We start from the raw sequence: 20,193 nt of genomic DNA, 5'->3' as shown, positions 1-20,193 counted from the left end.
TTATCGGATTAGGGTGTTTCATGCCATTACAATCATCATTTGCTGAGTCTGCGTTAACTTTAAAACAGCAGTTAGGGCAAAAACTAATGCTCGACTTACGCTATTACTGCGAACAAAAAATCGGCGAGCAAGACATCGGCGAGCAAAAATGCCGCACGCCAGTTACACACTTACCCGCTGATTTAGCCAATATCATCACTAAACATAATATTGGTGGCGTAATTTTATTTGCCGAAAATATTGATACCGTGCCGCAAGTAATTAAACTTAATAACGACTTACAAAAAGCCGCGGCTAAGTCAGCGTTAGGCTTACCTTTGTTTATCTCGATTGACCAAGAAGGTGGCCGGGTTGCTCGTATACCACGCGATGTAGGCACGTCATTCACGGGCAATATGTCGATTGGCGCAACGTATAAAGAGCATGGAACTCACTTTGCCAAAGAGTCCGCTCGGATTATTGCCGATGAACTGCTTGCTCTGGGCGTTAACGTAAATTATGCGCCGACGGTTGATGTAAACATGAACCCTGATAATCCTGTGATCAACGTACGCTCTTACGGTGAAGACCCCCAATTGGTTGCTAAACTGGGTGGCGCTCAAGTGGCAGGCTTTGAAAATAATGGGGTTATTTCATCGTTAAAGCATTTTCCGGGGCACGGCGATACCAATGTCGATAGCCACACAGGCCTGCCTAAAGTGATGCACGACAAAGAGACTATTTGGCAACAAGATTTACCGCCGTTTAAAGAGATCATTAAAAACCAGCAACCAGGTATGATAATGACCGCACACATACAGTACCCAGCGCTTGATAACAGCACCTTTGTGAGCAAAGAAGGTAAGACCATGATCAAGCCTGCAACCATGTCGCGCAAAATCATCACCGATTTGCTACGCGATGAGCTTGGCTATCAAGGGGTTGTTATCACTGATGCCCTCGACATGGCAGGCATCAGCCATTTTTTCGAACCTATCGAAGCTGTAATCAACACATTTGCCGCAGGCGTTGATATCGCGCTGATGCCCATTGAAATCAGAAGCCCTAAAGACTTAGCCGTACTCGAAACACTGCTAGAGCGCTTAGAAAACGAAGTAAAACGTGGCACCTTAAATGCCGATGAAGTGAGTGCATCAGCAACACGCATTTTAAAACTTAAAGAAAAATTCAACCTAACAACGCAGCTTGACGATGAAGCCGCAATAAAAAAAGCGCAGTTATTGCTTGGTGATCAACACCACCGAAAAGTAGAGGCAGAACTGGCATTAGCGGCCATTACCGAAGTTAAAAACGAAAAGCACACTTTACCGCTTAAACTTAAAGAAAACACCAAAGTGCATATAATTATGCCTGACACACGAAAATGTTTCGCTCTGCAACAAGCTCTGCTGGATAACACACACACGTTGTTAAGCTTTAGCTGCACCAGCTTGCAAGGCTTTGAGCCACTTTCAACGTTAAAAGAGTTAAACGAAGCGGATGTGATTATTGCGGCGAATGCTTCACCAAAGCAAAGTGCTGTCGAAGTAGGTGGTATGGATGACTTGGCCGATAACCCAGAGTTTGCGATTGCAGACCAATCAGCCGCGCTAGAATCGTTACTTAAACAAGCTAAATTAGCAAACAAAAAGACCGTATTTGTCAGCTTACGCGCACCGTACGATATTGCCCAATTTGGCAAATTTGGTGATGCAGTCCTTGCCACCTATGCTTACAATATTGACGTGGACACTGACGAGAAAATCGCAGGCCCTGCATTCACAGCATTGGCAAAAGTTTTGCTGGGTAAAGCCCCTGCGAAAGGACAGCTTCCCGTTACAATTAATGGTATAAATTAATGTCTAATACCCTTAGATTGAACTGAATGTTATGGTTGGTTCAAGCTAAATACTGAAGGAGAGGCACGTGCAAAAAGATGCATCATTAACGACCCCAGCAGCGATTAGGAAATTGGTGCGGGCAGGTGACTACAGCGGTCATACTTCTGGCTTTGCTCCTGGTTTCGTGCAGGCAAATCTAGTTATTTTACCGAAACAATATGCGTTCGACTTTTTGCAATTTAGCCAAGCCAACCCTAAATCATGCCCTATTATTGCAACCAGCCACTCGCCAGGTGTAACCGATATGCCAACCGTTGGTGAAGACATTGATATACGCAGCGACTTGCCTCGCTATCGCATATTCAAAAATGGTCAAATGGTTGAAGAAGTCACTGACATAAGCGATGTATGGCGTGATGATTTAGTGACCTTTCTAATTGGCTGCTCATTCTCATTTGAAGAAGCATTGATTGCAGCTGGGCTTGAAATTCGTAATATCACCGAGCATAAAAATGTGCCGATGTATGTGACTAATATGCCCTGTCAAAGTGCAGGAATGTTTCATGCAAATATGGTCGTAAGTATGCGACCAATGAAGCCTGCTGATGCGATTCGCGCTATTCAAGTGTGTAGCCGTTTTCCAAGTGTTCATGGCGCACCAGTTCATTTTGGTGACCCAGCAGCGATTGGTATAAAAAATATAAATAAGCCTGAATTTGGTGATGCTGTCACCATTAAAAATGGCGAAGTTCCTGTGTTTTGGGCCTGTGGTGTCACCCCACAAATTGCCATTGCGAATGCAGCACCCGATTTTTGCATTACACATAGTCCTGGTCATATGCTGATCACCGATATTCCAAACAGTAGAATGGCGGCGTTATAAAATGACCATGAAACTTAATTGCGATTTAGGCGAAAGCTTTGGCATGTGGAAAATGGGCCTTGATGAGCAAGTAATGCCACATATTGATATGGCCAATATTGCCTGTGGTTTTCATGCGGGTGATGCCGATGTAATGGCAAACACATTGGCCCTTGCCAAGCAGCATAATGTCACTGTTGGCGCTCATCCAAGCTACCCCGATAAACAAGGTTTTGGTCGCCGTTCAATGGCTATGAGCGCTCAAGAATTGATAAATTGCCTGCATTACCAAATAGCGGCGATTGATGGCATGGCAGCAGTCCATGGTTTAACACTTAATTATGTGAAACCTCATGGCGCGCTTTACAATGACATGATGCGTGATGAACGTATTTTAGAGAGTGTAATGCGTGCCGTTGCAAGTTACCCAAAGTCATTAAAATTAATGATTTTAGCTACCAATCAAGCTGATAAACACAAAGAACACGCAAGCGCACTCAATTTAGAACTTATTTTAGAGGCATTTGCCGACCGCCAATACACCGACGAAGGTACACTTGTGTCACGTAACCTTGCTGGCAGTGTACACGACAAGCCCGCGTTAATCGCACAAGTTAAACAGTTGATTAAACACGGTACTGTGACCACTCGAAGCGGTCAACAGTTAACGCTGAATGCAGATAGCCTCTGCGTGCATGGTGATAACGAAGCAGGCATTGCCCTAATTCAAGAGATTAAAACATTATGTCAGCAAGCCTAAGCGACGAAGCCCTCAGCCGACAAATTGAAACCATGATGGTTGAACAAAATCCACGTGGTATGCAGCATTTATACGCAATGCAAATCACCGGCACGTACTTACGCGCAGCTCAGGCATTACATAAAGCAAATGGACCGGTATTAATTGGCACTGGATTTGCGGTTAATAACACCTTTGAAACCGATGGCCCGGTTGGTGCAATTGCACTTTATAGCGTGTTAGACAAGCTAGGAAAACAGCCCATTTTAGTCACTGGCAACCCCCTTTACAGCGCATTAAAAAACGATTTTAACTGTTTTGAATTGCCGATTAACAGTATAGAAAATGCCCGCACCTTTAGCATTAAAGCGCTTGAGCAATTAAAGCCAGATTGCGTACTGTCAATCGAACGTCCGGGGCTTAATGAGCATCAACGTTATTACAATATGCGTGGTATCGATATTTCGGAGCACTGTGGCTGTTTTGATTTTTTTATAACAGAAGCAACCTGCCCAACCATAGCAATAGGCGATGGTGGCAACGAAATTGGCATGGGTAATCTTGCAAAGCATATGCATGGGCTCAACATAACACCCAGTGTAACGCCTTGCGATGAATTACTACTTGCCGATGTATCTAACTGGGCAGCCTATGGCCTTATCGCATTTTTAAGCCGCTGGCATAACACCGATTTTTTGGCTGATATAGAGCCTTTGAACATTTTGCAATACCTGAGTGAGCGCGGCAGTGTGGATGGTGTTACCCATAAAAACGAGCTCACTGAAGACGGCCTTCATGCAATGCATGGCCAACAATTAATAACTCGGCTTCGCCAACTTACTAGACAGAATGAGGTTTAACAATGGGTACGGTATACCTAAACGGTGAATACCTAAGTGCTGATGAAGCAAAGATTTCACCAATGGATCGCGGCTTTTTATTTGGCGATGGCATCTATGAAGTGATCCCATCTTACAACGGTAAAATGCTCGGCTTTGGTGCGCATATCGAACGCATGAATAACGGCTTAAATGAGCTCGAAATAAAGCTAGATTACAGTGCTGATACGTGGCGTAAAATTTGTAACGACTTATGCGAAAAAAACCATGGTGATAACCTAGGCATTTACTTGCATGTTAGTCGTGGTGCCGACACAAAACGCGCCCACGGCTACCCAAGCAATATCACGCCAACCGTATTCGCCTTTGCCTTTGAAATTCCTGCAGAGCCCAAAAGCGATGTCGACAGTGCAACAACGTACACGGTATCACTTGAGCAAGACCGTCGTTGGCAACGCTGCCATATAAAATCAACAGCGCTACTTGGCAATGTTATGCATTACCAACATGGCGCAGCGGCAGGCAACAAAGAAACGATTTTATTTAACCGCTTAGAAGAAATTACCGAAGCAAGCTCAAGTAATGTGTTTATTGTTAAAGAGGGTGTGATCAGCACTCCACCACTTGATAACCAAATTTTACCGGGGATCACTCGCTGGTTAATCCTCAATATTTTACACAGCCACAGTGATTTTAAGGTGCAAGAGCGCATTATAAGCAAAGATGAGCTACTCGATGCCGACGAAGTGTGGATCACCAGCGCCACCAAAGAAGTGGGCCCAGTGGTAAAAGTGAACGGTAAATTGGTGGGTGACGGTAAACCGGGTGCAGTATGGCAACAAGTACAAAGCTTGTTTACCAAGCATAAATTTGATTACTAGTTAAAATTAGAAATCTAAAAAATGCCTACTTAAAGTAGGCGTTTTTGTTTTATCTGCTATTTGCTGCTTTTTGGCTCAAACGGCCAAGCCTGTAATAGACCGTCACTGGTTTCTGAATACAACTGCGTACCATCGTAAGCCACACTCAGCACCGAGGTACGTTGGCGCTGCTGTTTTGCTTCATATTCAGCGATTAGCTCGCCATCAGCAACACGGTATAATCGCATCTTCATTTTTGGCGATCCCGTCAATAGCCATTTGTCTTGATTGATAAATTGCGATGCGGTGAACTCAATAAAGTTAGAGTATGAGGCTACCTCAGCAAGTTCTTTTTTATTAGCTAAATCAAAGAAAATTCGATCATCGACCGAGTCGATTGCAAAGCCTAACGTGCCTGCTCTATTTAAGGTGACACGATTCACTCTGGTAGCTAAACGCTGTTCAAAGCGTGTACTGCCATCACTCGTTGACCAAAGCTTAACGTATTTGTCGCTCGAGCCGGTAAACGCCCATAGCCCATCAGCCGACAACGCCACGCTATTAATATCAAGACGATGAATGTCAAAGCGCTTAGTATCGCCCGTACGGGTATTTATTACCTCAGCCTTGCCGCTACGATAAGCAATCACTAATGTATCGCCTGACGCTGAAATAGCGATATCTCTGGCTATCTCCTGCCCTGTTAGCCAAGAGCCAATACTTCGACCCGTGCGGGTATCAAATAAGGTCACCGATAAACGATTAGAAATATAAAAACGCGATTTGTTAGCACTAAAGCCCGCAAGCTCCACATGCTCAGCGCCCTGCCCTGTTATGCAATTGTATAGACGTGCTTTTAACTGGTTATCCCAAACACACACTTTAGACTCAGTTGCGAGTAGAGAGTGACTGGCATCTTCAGTCAATGCTGCGGCACTTAATAACTCATCACCATGAGCAAATTCATCCTTTGCAGGCGCGGTATACACCTCACCCCCACCACAACCCACAAGGCTTAAAGCAAATAAACAAGAAAGCGATTTAAGCAATTTCGACGTCATACTACTACTCTTATTTTTATAATTATTTTGTATAGCAGCAGTGTAATAAAAATAAGTAGAAGTGTGTAGGAGTTCTGACTTTAGCTGTCAGCTTTCGATGGTTAGTGGTTAGTGGTTAGTGGTTAGTGGTTAGTGGTTAGTGGTTAGTGGTTAGTGGTTAGTGGTTAGTGGTTAGTGGTTAGTGGTTAGTGGTTAGTGGTTAGTGGTTAGTGGTTAGTGGTTAGTGGTTAGTGGTTAGTGGTTAGTGGTTAGTGGTTAGTGGTTAGTGGTTAGTGGTTAGTGGTTAGATAGTCGAGGTGCGAGGTAGGAGGTGCTTTAGCGCCGAACAAAAGCCGCCCTATCACAGCTTAAGATAACCCCACGATTTTCTTGTAGGCGTGAAATTTATTTCGCGCGAGGCCGTCACCAGTTGGGCGAGGTAGGAGGTGCTTTAGCGCCGAACAACAGCCGCTGCTACATTTGCTAGGCCCTATTTTCTAGTGCCTAGCGCCTGCTCACTTTCCTCACCCATGTGTAAAACAAAACACATTAAGTTTATTACCATCTAGGTCTCTAAAGTAACCGGCATAGAAACCGGGCATTTCGCGAGGACCCGGAGCACCTTCATCTGTTCCACCGAGTTCAATGGCTTTTTTATAAATCTCATCAACTTGAGCTGGTGTTTCAACGGCAATCGCAATCATCGTACCGTTACCAACAGTGGCTTTTTCATCATTATAAGGTTTTGTAACTGCAAAGCCTGGTTTATCTTGGCCTGTGCTCCATGCCACAAAGCGGTCAGTTTCTAAAAAGCGCTCAGCGTTTAAAGTAGAAAAAAGTTCATCATAAAACTTCACCGCTTTAGCTAAGTTATTCGTGCCTAACATTATGTAACCAATCATTTTCTGCTCCTTAAGAAAAAATAGTGTGTTCAACATAGAAGGGAATTGGGCATCTGTCTATTGATTTTTCCATTCATCGCAATGAACTATATTTTTATGGTTTGCTACTTTATAACAGAATATACACCGACCAATAACAAGGAATCATTATGAAGTTCAAAGCGTCTTTGGCGTTACTTGCTGTAGCCAGCTTTTATAGCCACGCACAAACTAGCAACACATTCCAACTTGAAAATGTCTTCGATCTTGAATACGCGAACCAATTAGAAATGACAAAAAATGGCGAGACCATTTTTTTCGTACGAAATCGAATGGACATTAAAACCGATCGCAAAGTCAGTAATATTTGGTCGGTTAATCCTGATGGTAAAACAATGCTACCGCTTACATCCGGCGTACATATGGATTACTCACCTGTGTTGTCGCCAGACGAAACTCGCTTGGCATTTATTTCTACCCGTGATGGGAGTAGCCAAATTTATGTTAAGTGGCTAAAAACAGGGAATGTCGCAAAAATTAGTAACCTAACGCAAAGTCCGGGTGGTTTAACATGGACGCCAGATGGTAAAAATTTGGTGTTTAGCCAATTTGTCCCTGAAAAATCAGCCAGCCCTGTATCTTTACCGGGCAAGCCTGAAGGCGCTAAGTGGGCGGAGCCTGCAAAATATATTGATGACGTCTATTACCGTGCCGATGGGGGCGGTTATACAAAGGCGGGCTATCGCCATTTTTTCATGATCAGTGCAACTGGCGGTAACGCGCGTCAGCTGAGCTTTGGTAACTTTGATCATGGCGGCTCAATTAGCTTTAACGAAACGGGCGATGCTTTTTATTTTTCAGCTAATCGTCATGAAGATCATGAGTTAAAACCTACTAACTCGGAAATTTACAAATTAAACGTAGCTGACTTATCAATTTCACAGGTGACCGACCGGGTAGGTCCTGACTCACGACCAGCAGTCTCTCCGAATGGCCGATACCTTGCCTACACAGGCTACGATGATAAAAAAACAAACTATGAAAACAGTGACATTTACCTTCTTGATTTTAAGTCTGGTGAGACCTCAGTTTTAACAACAGACCTTGACCGTAGCGTTGAAGAAATTAAGTGGGATGATGACAGTAGAGGCATTTACTTTAGCTATGACAGCGAAGGGAAAACGCATTTAGCGTACCAACCTCGAAACGGTAAACACAAAGTTATTACCGAGAAGATAGGCAGTGTGGCATTTGGTCGCCCGTATTCAGGCGGAGATTTTGATGTAAGCGAAGACGGTGATGTTGCAATTACACTGGCTGACACTCAGCGCCCTGCAGATATTGCATTAATTAAACGCGGTAAAGTGAATCGTTTAACTCAACTTAACGAAGATGCACTTGGCAACAAAGAGCTGGCTAAAGTGGAAGAAATTTGGGTTAAATCAAGCCATGATGGCTTAGCTGTTCAAGGGTGGATTGCCTACCCTCCTGGCTTTGATAAAAACAAAAAGTACCCATTGGTACTCGAAATCCATGGTGGGCCCGTTGCAAACTATGGACCTCACTTTAGCCCTGAAGTTCAGTTGTTTGCCGCTAAGGGCAATGTCGTTCTATACATGAACCCACGTGGCAGTGACTCATATGGTAAAGAGTTTGCGCAAACAATTCATCATAACTACCCAAGTAATGACTTTGATGACTTGATGACAGGTGTCGATGCGGTTATCGCTAAAGGCTTTATTGATGAAAGCAAACTGTTTGTTACTGGAGGCTCAGGTGGTGGCGTATTAACGGCATGGATTGTGGGTCATACTGACCGCTTTGCAGCTGCCGTTGTTGCGAAGCCGGTTATCAATTGGATCAGTTTTGTACTAACTGCCGACTACTATCCTTTCTTTGCTGATTATTGGTTTCCGGGCAAACCTTGGGACAATATTGAGCATTATATGAAACGCTCACCCATTAGTTATGTAGGTAATGTAAAAACTCCTACTATGCTATTAACGGGTGAGTCTGATTATCGCACGCCGATTTCTGAAACAGAGCAATTCTATCAAGCGTTAAAGCTACAAGGTGTTGATACGGCAATGGTACGCATTCCAAATGCGTCACATGGCATTACAGCTCGTCCATCAAACTTAATGAGCAAAGTAGCGTATATTCAATGGTGGTTTGATAAGAACAGTGGAAATGATTAACAACATCGAGCGAAGCGAGAACGTTTCATTTGCGCAAGATGAACTGATTTCGTGACGCAGTTTCGTTTAAATTATCGCAAAAAGTATTAGACACGATTTTATATCGCGTCACTTGCAAAGCATAAAATGTAAAATAGTTTCGCACATACCAGTAGCAGTGGCTTTATGCCGTGTCATGAATAAAACCATTACGCGGGGTAAACCCGCTCTTACTTTTTGACTTTACTCTTAACCATTATTGTAAACCCCCTTTACAGTACATATGTAAGTAACTCCTTACATACATTTCTCAAATATCGGACATAGTCTCCTCATCAGTTAGTAAAAAATCGGTTTATGGCCAATATCAATAACTTGAGTTGGTAAAAAATCGGTTTGTGCCGCTAAAAACCTAGCATCAGTTAGTAAAATTTTGGTTTGTAGGTCGTTTAAGTTGGTAAAAAATCGGTTTATAAACGAAGTTCTCCTCGCAAATTACCGCCCCTAATCAGCTATAAAAGCCAATTTTGGCCTTTTACCCACACTTATAAGCAATAAATAGGCTGAATCAACCAAGAAATAGCGGAGGTAGTTAAATCCTGATCCAAAAAATGCAGGCTGGTAAAAGCGTGATCTGTCTTTTCTAAAAGCTAGTAAATGGCTGATCCAAGACTTAGTTAAACTCTGATCTGAGATGCGAGATGCGTGGTGCGAGATACGAGGTGCGAGGTGCAAGATGCAAGATGCGAGATGCGAGATGCGGGATACGAGATACGAGATACGAGATACGAGATACGAGATACGAGATACGAGATACGAGGTGCGAGGTGCGAGGTGCGAGGTGCGAGATGCGAGGTGCGAGATGCGAGGTGCGTAGTGCGAGGTGCGAGGTGCGAGGTGCGGGATACGAGATACGAGGTGCAAGATGCGGGATACGAGATGCGAGGTGCGAGATACGAGGTGCGAGATGCGAGTTACGGGATGCGACTCTGAAGACTGATAACTAAAAGTGAAAAAGGGCCCGAAGGCCCCTAACAACATTATTGAATAGCTATAAAGGAATATTACAACTTGGTTAGAACTGGTTCATGGTGTTCGCTTCACCGCCCGCTTTCAGTGCGTTTTCACCAGAGAAGTACTCTTTGTGCGTATCACCAATATTAGAACCTGCTAAGTCTTGGTGTTTCACTGACGCTTGCTCACGACGGATTTCTTGACGTTGAACATCGCGAACATACGCTAGCATGCCTAAGTCACCAAAATAACCTTCTGATAGGATATCTGTGCTTAGCGCCGCGGTGTGGTAAGTCGGCAGTGTAATTAAGTGATGGAAAATACCGGCTTCACGCGCACCATCTCGTTGGAAGTTTTGAACAAGCACATCAGCCGCTGCAGCAAGCTCAGTATCATCCATTTCTGGTGCCATTAATGCTTTGTTATCATCAATGCTTGGGTATGCAGATAGGTCTTTACCTTGCTCTTGCCATTCAGCGTATACTTGCTCACGGAACTTAAGCGTCCAGTTGAACGAAGGTGAATTATTGTATACAAGCTTCGCATTTGGCACGTGCTCTTTAACGCGGTTAACAAGCTCTGCAATTTGTTTAACGTTTGGTTTTTCTGTCTCAATCCACAGTAAGTCTGCGCCTGATTGCAAGCTTGTTACACAGTCGAGTACAACGCGGTCTTTCTCTGTTCCTTCACGGAATTGGTATAAACCATTGTCTAAACGTGTTGGCTTACATAGTTGGCCATTCAGCTTCATTGCGGTGTCGCCTTCGTTTAACTCATCAACACTGTTTACAGGCGTTGTTTCTAAGAATGAAGTATATTGGCTTGCCAAGTCGCCAGGCGCTTTCGATACAGGTACTTTTTGTGTCAAGCTTGCACCTAGTGAGTCAGTACGCGCAACAATAATACCGTTATCAATGCCTAGCTCTAGGAATGCATAACGAACCGCATTGATTTTTGCTAAGAAATCTTCATGTGGAACGGTTACTTTACCGGCTTGGTGACCACATTGTTTTGCATCAGATACTTGGTTTTCAATTTGAATCGCACACGCACCTGCTTCAATCATTTTCTTCGCAAGTAGGTATGTTGCTTCTTCATTACCGAAACCAGCATCGATATCGGCAATAATTGGCACTACGTGGCTTTCAAAGTTATCAATTTTATCAAGGACTGCTTGTACGTCTCCGCCGTTTGCTTTCGCCGCATCGAGGTCTTTATAAAGGTGATCAAGCTCACGTGCATCTGCTTGCTTTAAGAACGTGTAAATTTCTTCAATTAGCGCTGGAACAGAAGTCTTTTCGTGCATGCTTTGGTCAGGTAATGGACCGAACTCTGAGCGCAGTGCAGCAACCATCCAACCACTTAAATACACGTAGCTGCGTTTCGTTGTTTTATTATGACGTTTAATCGCCATCATCATTTGTTGTGCAGTAAAACCGTGCCAACACCCTAAAGATTGCGTGTATTGGCTGTGGTCTGCATCGTATGCTGCCATATCGGCACGCATGATATCTGCTGTGTACTGTGCGATGTCTAACCCTGTACGAAAACGGTTTTGTAAACGCATGCGGCTTGCATATTCAGGGTTAATTGATTGCCACGTTTTGCCCTGGCTTTGGCATAAAGTCGCTAAGTTATCTGTTTCGCGTTGATATGTAGTCATAATAAAAATCCTTCGAACGGGTTCATTTAATCTTTTTTGTTAGTGAGAGTGGCTAAGAAGTGTTCGCTCCGTAGCGCTTAAATCAACATTAGGCCGATTTTTTGGATTTAGTAAATTTATAGTTGTTATTGCCACTATATTTTTGGTGAATGACATTTAGCCTGCCATTTACCCTTTTTTACGATATGGTTGAGCCATGACTGATCGAATTACGACCGTTTAAAGGACATTATTATGACCACCACTCTCTCACTAAATGGGTTAAGTGTTGACCAGCAGCTAGCACAGTTCGTTGAACAACAATTGCTACCTGGTACAGACATTTCTCCAGCTGCGTTTTGGCAAGGCTTTGCCGATATTGTTAATGAGTTAACTCCTATCAATCGGGCGCTTTTAGAAAAACGCGAACAACTGCAAGCCAAGATTGATAACTACCATAAACAGCAGCCGGTATGGGATGCAGCCAATTACCAACGTTTCCTTGAGGAGATTGGCTACCTGGTGCCAGAGCCCGCCAGTTTCAAAATTGAAACCGAACACGTAGAGCCCGAAATAGCCAATACAGCAGGCCCTCAGTTAGTTGTGCCTGTTAGTAATGCACGCTTTGCACTGAATGCAGCTAATGCACGCTGGGGCTCCTTGTACGATGCGCTGTACGGCACCGACGTGCTCAGTGAAGACGATGGCGCAGAAAAAGGCGCTGCATACAATCCTGTGCGAGGCTTTAAAGTAATGGCTTTTGCACGCCAATTCCTTGATAAAGCGCTGCCTTTAGCCAATGGCTCACACATTGAAAGTACCAGCTACGCCATTGTGAATAACGAGCTACTTATCACCTTGCGTGATAGCAGCCAAGTGCGTCTGGCACACCCAGAACAATTGGTTGGTTATCAAGGTGAAGCACAAAATCCGAGTGCTATTCTGTTGAAAAATAATGGCTTACATGTTGAGCTACAAATCGATCATCATCACCCAATTGGGCAAGCAGACAAAGCGGGCCTCAAAGATGTTGTTCTTGAAGCTGCACTAACCACCATTATGGACTGCGAAGATTCTGTGGCTGCGGTCGATGCTGAAGACAAAGTGAATGTCTACAAAAACTGGCTTGGTTTGATGCAAGGCAACCTTGTTGAAGCATTCAACAAAGATGGGAAGACTATTGAACGTCGCTTAGCTGAAGACCGCCAATATCAGGGTATTAATGGCGAAACGGTGACCCTAAAAGGGCGAAGCATGATGTTTGTGCGTAACGTAGGACACTTAATGACAAACCCAGCAATTCAAGATAGCGAGGGGAATGATGTGTTTGAAGGCATAATGGATGCCATCATCACCAGTACCGCAGCCCTGCATGACTTAAAAGGCACGCACGGCCTTAAAAATTCGTCAGCTCACAGCATCAATATTGTTAAACCCAAAATGCACGGCCCAGAAGAAGTGGCCTTCACCAATACCCTATTTACACGTGTTGAACAGATGCTTGGTTTACCTGCAAACACCATAAAAATGGGGATTATGGACGAAGAGCGCCGCACTTCAGCAAATTTAAAAGCCTGTATTTACGAAGCAAAAAACCGTGTTGTGTTTATTAACACAGGTTTCTTAGACCGTACAGGTGATGAAATTCATACCTCAATGCAAGCAGGTGTCGTACTGCCTAAAGGCGCTATAAAACTAGAACCTTGGATCAGTGCTTACGAAGACCGTAATGTCGATATTGGCCTTGCAACAGGCCTCAGTGGGAAAGCGCAAATTGGTAAAGGTATGTGGCCAATGCCTGATAAAATGGCGTTGATGATGGAACAAAAAATTGGCCACCCGAAAAGCGGGGCTAATACCGCGTGGGTGCCCTCTCCTACTGCGGCTACACTGCATGCAATGCATTATCATGATATTGATGTATTTGCCTGTCAAAAGACACTGATGGACCGTAAAGAAGCAAGCCTCACACGCTTACTTACCCCCCCACTGATGAAAGACTCAAGTACGTTATCAAAAGAAGATATCCAAGCCGAGCTTGATAACAATGCACAAGGCATTTTAGGGTACGTTGTGCGCTGGATTGATCAAGGTATTGGTTGCTCAAAAGTGCCAGATATCAACCATGTAGGCTTAATGGAAGACCGTGCAACGCTGCGTATTTCAAGCCAGCATATGGCGAACTGGCTGTATCATGGTGTATGCAATGAAGAGCAAATTCGTAAAACGATGGCACGTATGGCTAAAGTCGTCGATGGGCAAAACGAAGGGGATCCAGCTTACACCAATATGGCTGACTCAGCCGAAAGCCTAGCACAAAGTGTTGCGTACCAAGCAGCATTAGCCCTTGTTTTAGAAGGCGTTAAACAGCCAAGTGGTTATACTGAACCATTACTGCATGCGTTTCGTATAAAGTATAAGTCTCAACATTAATCACTTTTCTCACTCCCTTTCGAGTTTGATGTGTCGTTCTTTGCAGCCTTCGGGCTGCTTTTTTTCGTCTAAAAATCAATAAACGCATGTCTTTATACCATTTCACTTAATTAAGTGGTCTATTTTGAGGCAATAATACATCGTTGATAACAAGACAAAAATTTTGTATTGAGTTGTGCTCGGCAATTGCGCCTACTTTTATATCTATACAGTCGTTAGTGAGCGCTGTCTTACACGCTTGCGACTCATGTTATCCCTACAATAATTCAGTATTTTTTCAGCTTGATATTGTTATTTAACGGAATAAATACAGTGAATAATGGCCATTCATCGGCTAATAAAAATTGATCAAAAAAGGGGCATTTGTTATCAAATGCCCCTTTTTACGTGCTAATTTTTTAAAATTAGTTTTTGACAATCGCATTGTGATAAACGTTTTGAACGTCATCACAGTCATCTAACATCGTGATGAACTTTTCAAAATTAGCAATATCATCTGGATCAGTGATCTCAGTATGTACTTGTGGAACAAACGTGATTTCGTCTATTTCAAATGTAATACCTTCAAACGCTTCTTCAAGTGCTGTTTTTGCTTTGTAGTATTCTGTATGCGGTGCAAATACTGACACTTTGCCGTCTTCTACTTCGACATCCGTCACGTCAACATCAGCCATCATTAGGGCTTCGAGTACCACTTCGTCATCTTCGCCAGCAAAACCAAGAACCGCGAAGTGATCGAACATGTGCGCGACACAACCAGGCGTCCCAATTTTTGAGTCAGTTTTAGTGAACGGTAAACGCACATCTTTAATTGTGCGGTTAGGGTTGTCTGTTAAACAGTCAACAATCACCATACAGTTACCTGGGCCATACCCTTCGTAACGTGCTGGAGAGTAGTCTTCCCCTGCTCCACCGGCTGCTTTTTTGATGGCATTTTCGATTACATGCGCAGGAACCTGATCACGCTTTGCACGTTCAATAATGCGTTTTAATGCTTGGTTTACTTCTGGGTCGGGTTCACCATTCTTTGCAACAACGTAGATCTCTTTACCGTACTTAGAATTTACTTTTGTTTTTGCATTGGCCGTTTTAGCCATGGCGTTTTTGCGGACTTCAAATGCTCTGCCCATCTTATGCCTCTATGAATACATTTGATAATTGCCGATATTTTAGCAATTCATTGTCGCTTGGGCTAGTACCAGGTCTGTTTATCGTTCTCGCTTAAATAGACAACGACTGTGGCGACAACCTTGAATGTAAAAAATTAAGTAAACGATGCAGAAATTAATTAAAGGAAGGGCTATTTAACATAACACTTTATTTTGTTGAAATGCGCCAATTAAATTAGGTAACTCTGAAAAATGATGCAGTATGTAATCTGCCTGATCAGCATAGTCAGGAATGTCATCTGGCGCATACAAACAAGCACGCATATTCGCATTATGTGCCGCTTGAATATCAAACAAATAATCGCCAACATACAACAGCTCTGATTTATCAAGCTCCCAAAGCGTTGCAATCGCATTGAGCGCACTTGGATCTGGCTTTGCTGGCGCATCTGAGCGAGTCAGCACTGTTTCAATTGGCAAAGGGTTATTTTTAAGTTTGATTGCTGCAGCACGGTCATAATTACGCGTTACAATAGCCATTGGAATATTATTTTCTTTGAGTGCAGTAACCGCACTGGCAACACCTGGCAATAAATGCGAGTGCTGCGCATCTAAAAGCTCATGTTGATGCACGATGTTCATCGCTTCTTCGCGCATATAAGGTGAAGGTAAAGCGGCTATGAAGGCTAACAAATCTTTTTCAAGCGGGCAGCCAACTTGCGCTTTAATCAGTGAAAAATCGAGTTCTGACGAAACCAAGGTGCCGTCTAAATCGAAAATGACACCACGTATATTGTTATCATGGATATTCATATAAATCCCTGTATATGAGAATTGGGGGAAAATTTTAAGACCCATTAATAAGATAGTGTACGATAACCGTTAATTAAAGGATCAAAGGATTAAAAAATAGACTTTTTCAATCCTTTTTTATCGGATAGGGTTATTATTTAATTGACTCAAATTTAGCTTCAAGCCAGTTATCATCTTGGCTAAAGGTAAGTGTTTTCACCTTTCCTTTGCCTTCAATATTAACCATATTGACCTGCGCAGGCCATAAATCACGTAACGCGCCATTGCTCATACGAATCCCTTTGATGCCTTCAGGGATGGTAACTTCTTGGTAAACCCAAAAGAACTTACCATCAACTTGCGCTCCCACTTTTTTAAGCTCAAGTTGCTTGCCCTCTAAGGTTTGCAGTGCAATGTGTGACTCAACATAATCAGCAAAACGCTTTTGATCTTCTTTGTTACTTAAGATATCGGCATTGCCATTAAACAAATGTTCAACAGCATGCTCCGTATCGTGCAAATAAAAGCGATGCATTAGCTCTATGTTATTAGTGCGTTTATTAAATAATACCGTAGTCACAGACGCTTTTAACTGGTGCGCCATCGTTGGCGCACTCAGTAATAAAGCGAAAATAATGGCTATAAAGCGCATTATTTTTGCTCCTCAGCATCTTTTTCGTCGTCTTTTTTCAGCTCAGTTTTGATATCTTGCATGATATCACGGCTCACTTTCGCTTTACTCTTCTCACGCTTATATACTTCGATACGCGATGGAATAATACGACGAGGGTAGTTATTGTTTTCCACATCAACATCGGCTGTTTCCCAGCGAGGGTCAACCGTAACAGACACTAAGTTTTTACCTTTTTCAGTAATAATTAGCTTTTGTACGTGTTTGTGGTTACGACGCCAGATTTCAGCCGGAATGTACTGTTCTTCTTTCGTGCCATCTTCATAGGTCAGCTCTAATAAGATAGGCATCACTAAGCCACCTAAGTTTGAAAACTCAAGCACATAGTAGTTTTTATCTTCCTTAATTGCACGTTCAAACGTTTTACGCTCCCACGGCTCTAACCCTTTAAGGAACTTGTTATACGCGTTACGTTCTTTGTTAGTCACTGTAAAGCGGTCGTTTTCGTCATAGAAATCTGTGACATCTGGGTTTTCTTCAACCCATAACTTTTTGCCTTCTTCTTTATTGCGTTTAACGAATAATGGCATTGGTTTATCAGCTTCAATGTCGCGAAGACGATTAAAGTCGATATCAGGATTCTTTGTGTCTAAACGCAGTTGATAAACCTTGTCTAACGAGATATCAACATGGTCTGTGGTGTAGAACCAACCACGCCAGAACCAATCTAGATCAACCCCTGACGCCTCTTCCATAGTACGGAAGAAATCTGCAGGAGTAGGGCGTTTGTACTTCCAACGCTGCGCGTACTCTTTAAATGCAAAGTCAAACAGCTCACGACCCAGAATCACTTCACGTAAAATATTAAGTGCAGCAGCAGGTTTAGTATACGCATTAGGTCCTAAACGTAATACGCTGTCAGACTGTGTCATAACGGGTACTTGGTTTTCAGACTTCATGTATTCAACAATATCACGCGGCTCAACACCCCAAGGGATTGTGTGGTCCCATTCGCGCCCCGCAACACCATCTAGGAAGCTGTTTAGACCTTCGTCCATCCACGTCCACTGACGCTCGTCTGAGTTAACAATCATCGGGAAGTAAATGTGACCGACTTCGTGGATAACAACACCAATTAAGAAACGTTTTTCAGCTTGAGAGTAAGTACGGGTGCCATCGTCTTGAAGCTCTGTACGCGGACCATTAAATGTGATCATGGGGTATTCCATCCCCCCAACAGGGCCATTGACTGATTGAGCCACAGGGTAAGGGTAGTCAAACGAAAAGCGTGAATACACTTCCATCGTGTGCACAACAGCTTCGGTAGAATATTTCTTCCACAGGTCACCGCCTTCTTTCGGATAGAAAGACATTGCCATCACTAACGGCTGTTCTTTACCACCTTGATGGTAGCCTTTTGCATCCCACATAAACTTACGTGATGATGCCCATGCAAAGTCACGCACGTTCTCGGCTTTAAAGTGCCATGTTTTGGTTTTGTCGGTGCCTTCTTTCTCGTTCTCAAGTGCTTCTTCTTCGGTCACGATAAATACAGGGCGCTTAGCGTTTTCAGCTTCTTCAAGACGATTACGCTGCGTACGTGTTAATACACTGCCTGGGTTATCTAGCTTACCTGTTGCCGATACAATGTGATCCGCAGGAACGGTGATTTCGACATCATAATTACCAAACTCCAGTGTAAACTCACCGCTTCCTAAGAATGCTTTGTTAGTCCATGCTTCATAGTCTGTGTACGCAGCAAGACGCGGGAACCACTGTGCTAATAAAAAGATATCGTTGCCATCTTCTTCAAAGTGTTCATAACCTGAACGTGCGCCTACCGCATCTTCTTCAACAATGTTAAAGGCGAAGTCCATGCTGAACTCAACGTCTTTACCCGGTTTAAGCGGCTCATTTAGGTCAATACGCATTAATGTATCAACCACGGTTACTTTAAGCTCTTTTCCGTCTTCGTCTTTAACATTGGCGATTTGAAAACCTAGCTCGTTGTCGGCCATAAATTGCTGACGACGTAACTGGCCTAAGCTCAATTTAGTGGCTTTTGGCTGAGGGTCACCTTGCAATGTTTTACCATTGAAAGTAGCGGTCATCTCAGCAATTGAATCAGATTTAAAAATATTTTGGTCTAATTGCAACCAAAGGTACTTTAATGTGTGAGGTGAATTATTCTTATATTCGATAGTTTGACGCGCTGTTAAGCGACGTTTTTTCTCATCAAGGTTTACATCGATGTCGTAATTTACTTGCTGTTGCCAGTAGTTTTCGCCGGGTTCACCCGCGGCACTACGGTATACGTTAGGCGTTGCAAGTGCTTCATCAAGTTGACGGAACTTGTCAACAAATGAGCCTTTTGTTTGCTCAACAGACGACCCCATGACTGCGGTTGATACTGCTAAAGGCAATACCAAAGCACTCAAAGTAATAACTGCTTTTTTCATTGTTAATCCTGTAAAATATGCGTGAGCGTAACATCTCAAACCACTAACAAAATTTCAATAAAATCACGATAAAGTGCGGTTTTTTTAGGGTAGTATTCGCGCTTTCCTAGTCTGTATTTTTCAATCCTTTCATCTGCTATTAACAAAACTGTAAAGCCCCTTTACAAACCTAACAGGTTCAGTGCTAATTCATACCCCCGTATTACACTTAAAATATAGCGAGGTTGCTTATTTTTTGTTTAAAGGTAAGAGGGGACTTAAATGAAGTTTTACATTGTAAAAAAAGACTCTCGATTAGCTGCTATTCCAGCAGAAGAATCGGTTTTAAACGAATACAAAGCACGCGGATTTGAGTTTGTAGAGGTCATTGCCGCTCGCGATGAACCCGATGCACTATCGCGTACCACTCCCCACGCTAAACGCCCTAAAAAATGGCTGTTTTATGGCTCTATGCTGGTTATTTTGAGTCTAATTGCAATTATTTTCGCAATAAAGTAGTTTTTGCGACATTTTCTATTGAAATTTACTGCTGTTTGTATTTAAAATCGCCCACTTTTTTCGATTTGGGTGTTTATGTGTGTCTATTTATACCCAAAAAATGTTTCGGTAATCAGCATAGAATTCGGTGAGCGTATGGATTTTTACATCCTAAAAAAACAACAAGAACTAATTGCAATTCCAGCGGACGAACAAAATTGTAAACAATACCTAGATTCGGGGTATTTCTATATCGACAAAGTAGCGGCATGTAATGAAACCAATGCCCTTAAAGTTTTACAGGCCAAACAAACAAAGGCTATCAAAGTGCCCTTAATAATGGCATTGCTTGCTTTGCCAATGGTGTTGTTTGCGTGGTATAGCTTAAGTTAAAAACGAGGCTGGGCATCGAGGCTCA

Annotated in this window: 16 protein-coding genes; 9 read left to right on the top strand and 7 right to left on the bottom strand. The window is 43.1% G+C overall.

What is annotated here, in order from left to right:
• Positions 1-20: 20 nt before the first annotated feature.
• The 5 genes from D0907_RS18495 to D0907_RS18475 all read left to right on the top strand — a co-directional run bounded on the left by D0907_RS18495 (position 21) and on the right by D0907_RS18475 (position 5,141).
• On the top strand, positions 21-1,838 hold the full coding sequence (locus D0907_RS18495; protein ID WP_118845286.1) for a glycoside hydrolase family 3 protein: 1,818 nt from the start codon (positions 21-23) through the stop codon (positions 1,836-1,838).
• A gap of 67 nt (positions 1,839-1,905) precedes the next feature.
• Positions 1,906-2,703, top strand: a complete 798-nt coding sequence (locus D0907_RS18490) for a putative hydro-lyase (protein WP_036972558.1) — start codon at positions 1,906-1,908, stop codon at positions 2,701-2,703.
• A 7-nt stretch (positions 2,704-2,710) separates the two neighbouring features.
• Positions 2,711-3,442, top strand: a complete 732-nt coding sequence (locus D0907_RS18485) for a 5-oxoprolinase subunit PxpA (protein WP_118845284.1) — start codon at positions 2,711-2,713, stop codon at positions 3,440-3,442.
• Positions 3,427-4,281 carry a glutamate cyclase domain-containing protein gene (locus tag D0907_RS18480; protein ID WP_118844989.1) on the top strand — a complete coding sequence of 285 codons (855 nt, stop codon included), beginning with the start codon at positions 3,427-3,429 and terminating at the stop codon, positions 4,279-4,281. The genes D0907_RS18485 and D0907_RS18480 overlap by 16 nt, the downstream gene beginning before the upstream one ends.
• Positions 4,282-4,283: 2 nt before the next feature.
• Complete coding sequence (locus tag D0907_RS18475) at positions 4,284-5,141, top strand: aminotransferase class IV (RefSeq protein ID WP_075593378.1); 858 nt, start codon at positions 4,284-4,286, stop codon at positions 5,139-5,141.
• Between the two features lie 56 nt (positions 5,142-5,197).
• Here D0907_RS18475 and D0907_RS18470 read toward each other — a convergent pair whose 3' ends face one another.
• The gene (locus tag D0907_RS18470; RefSeq protein WP_118844988.1) at positions 5,198-6,181 is read right to left on the bottom strand and encodes a WD40 repeat domain-containing protein; all 984 of its coding nucleotides are present in this window, start codon (positions 6,179-6,181) and stop codon (positions 5,198-5,200) included.
• Positions 6,182-6,684: 503 nt separating this feature from the next.
• Entirely contained in the window at positions 6,685-7,062 is a 378-nt protein-coding gene (locus tag D0907_RS18465; protein WP_118844987.1) for a VOC family protein, read from the bottom strand.
• 149 nt (positions 7,063-7,211) lie between these two features.
• Here D0907_RS18465 and D0907_RS18460 point away from each other — a divergent pair, with 149 nt between their 5' ends.
• Positions 7,212-9,239, top strand: coding sequence for a S9 family peptidase (locus D0907_RS18460; protein WP_118844986.1), 2,028 nt, complete (start codon positions 7,212-7,214; stop codon positions 9,237-9,239).
• 1,054 nt (positions 9,240-10,293) lie between these two features.
• Here the strand turns inward: D0907_RS18460 and D0907_RS18450 are convergent.
• Positions 10,294-11,895 (bottom strand): isocitrate lyase, encoded by a 1,602-nt coding sequence (locus D0907_RS18450; protein ID WP_036972569.1) that lies wholly within the window; start codon positions 11,893-11,895, stop codon positions 10,294-10,296.
• Positions 11,896-12,129: 234 nt separating this feature from the next.
• On the opposite strand from D0907_RS18450, the gene D0907_RS18445 reads away from it, so the two are divergent.
• The gene (locus D0907_RS18445) at positions 12,130-14,307 is read left to right on the top strand and encodes a malate synthase G (RefSeq protein WP_065979217.1); all 2,178 of its coding nucleotides are present in this window, start codon (positions 12,130-12,132) and stop codon (positions 14,305-14,307) included.
• A gap of 404 nt (positions 14,308-14,711) precedes the next feature.
• On the opposite strand, the gene D0907_RS18440 is transcribed toward D0907_RS18445, so the two are convergent.
• From D0907_RS18440 to D0907_RS18425, 4 genes are all read right to left on the bottom strand, one after another.
• Positions 14,712-15,437 (bottom strand): YebC/PmpR family DNA-binding transcriptional regulator, encoded by a 726-nt coding sequence (locus D0907_RS18440; RefSeq protein ID WP_036972571.1) that lies wholly within the window; start codon positions 15,435-15,437, stop codon positions 14,712-14,714.
• Between the two features lie 174 nt (positions 15,438-15,611).
• The gene (locus D0907_RS18435) at positions 15,612-16,229 is read right to left on the bottom strand and encodes an HAD family hydrolase (protein WP_118844984.1); all 618 of its coding nucleotides are present in this window, start codon (positions 16,227-16,229) and stop codon (positions 15,612-15,614) included.
• Between the two features lie 133 nt (positions 16,230-16,362).
• Entirely contained in the window at positions 16,363-16,860 is a 498-nt protein-coding gene (locus tag D0907_RS18430; RefSeq protein ID WP_036972575.1) for a DUF6702 family protein, read from the bottom strand.
• Positions 16,860-19,298, bottom strand: a complete 2,439-nt coding sequence (locus D0907_RS18425; RefSeq protein ID WP_118844983.1) for a M1 family metallopeptidase — start codon at positions 19,296-19,298, stop codon at positions 16,860-16,862. The genes D0907_RS18430 and D0907_RS18425 overlap by 1 nt, the downstream gene beginning before the upstream one ends.
• Positions 19,299-19,559: 261 nt before the next feature.
• On the opposite strand from D0907_RS18425, the gene D0907_RS18420 reads away from it, so the two are divergent.
• Entirely contained in the window at positions 19,560-19,796 is a 237-nt protein-coding gene (locus D0907_RS18420) for a hypothetical protein (protein ID WP_118844982.1), read from the top strand.
• 135 nt (positions 19,797-19,931) lie between these two features.
• Complete coding sequence (locus tag D0907_RS18415) at positions 19,932-20,168, top strand: hypothetical protein (RefSeq protein ID WP_036972579.1); 237 nt, start codon at positions 19,932-19,934, stop codon at positions 20,166-20,168.
• The last annotated feature ends 25 nt before the right edge of the window (positions 20,169-20,193 follow it).

This window comes from Pseudoalteromonas lipolytica, assembly GCF_003515105.1.
Taxonomy (GTDB): Bacteria; Pseudomonadota; Gammaproteobacteria; order Enterobacterales; family Alteromonadaceae; genus Pseudoalteromonas; species Pseudoalteromonas lipolytica.
The sequence above is the reverse complement of the archived record's forward strand: the minus strand, read 5'-3'. Positions and strand labels throughout refer to the sequence as shown.

Bases quoted from the DNA above. Each gene is read 5' to 3' on its own strand.
- D0907_RS18415 (WP_036972579.1), top strand. From the start codon at position 19,932: ATGGATTTTTACATCCTAAAAAAACAACAAGAACTAATTGCAATTCCA.
- D0907_RS18485 (WP_118845284.1), top strand. From the start codon at position 2,711: ATGAAACTTAATTGCGATTTAGGCGAAAGCTTTGGCATGTGGAAAATG.
- D0907_RS18495 (WP_118845286.1), top strand. From the start codon at position 21: ATGCCATTACAATCATCATTTGCTGAGTCTGCGTTAACTTTAAAACAG.
- D0907_RS18475 (WP_075593378.1), top strand. From the start codon at position 4,284: ATGGGTACGGTATACCTAAACGGTGAATACCTAAGTGCTGATGAAGCA.
- D0907_RS18420 (WP_118844982.1), top strand. From the start codon at position 19,560: ATGAAGTTTTACATTGTAAAAAAAGACTCTCGATTAGCTGCTATTCCA.
- D0907_RS18425 (WP_118844983.1), bottom strand. From the start codon at position 19,298: ATGAAAAAAGCAGTTATTACTTTGAGTGCTTTGGTATTGCCTTTAGCA.
- D0907_RS18435 (WP_118844984.1), bottom strand. From the start codon at position 16,229: ATGAATATCCATGATAACAATATACGTGGTGTCATTTTCGATTTAGAC.
- D0907_RS18440 (WP_036972571.1), bottom strand. From the start codon at position 15,437: ATGGGCAGAGCATTTGAAGTCCGCAAAAACGCCATGGCTAAAACGGCC.
- D0907_RS18465 (WP_118844987.1), bottom strand. From the start codon at position 7,062: ATGATTGGTTACATAATGTTAGGCACGAATAACTTAGCTAAAGCGGTG.
- D0907_RS18430 (WP_036972575.1), bottom strand. From the start codon at position 16,860: ATGCGCTTTATAGCCATTATTTTCGCTTTATTACTGAGTGCGCCAACG.
- D0907_RS18450 (WP_036972569.1), bottom strand. From the start codon at position 11,895: ATGACTACATATCAACGCGAAACAGATAACTTAGCGACTTTATGCCAA.
- D0907_RS18470 (WP_118844988.1), bottom strand. From the start codon at position 6,181: ATGACGTCGAAATTGCTTAAATCGCTTTCTTGTTTATTTGCTTTAAGC.
- D0907_RS18480 (WP_118844989.1), top strand. From the start codon at position 3,427: ATGTCAGCAAGCCTAAGCGACGAAGCCCTCAGCCGACAAATTGAAACC.
- D0907_RS18445 (WP_065979217.1), top strand. From the start codon at position 12,130: ATGACCACCACTCTCTCACTAAATGGGTTAAGTGTTGACCAGCAGCTA.
- D0907_RS18460 (WP_118844986.1), top strand. From the start codon at position 7,212: ATGAAGTTCAAAGCGTCTTTGGCGTTACTTGCTGTAGCCAGCTTTTAT.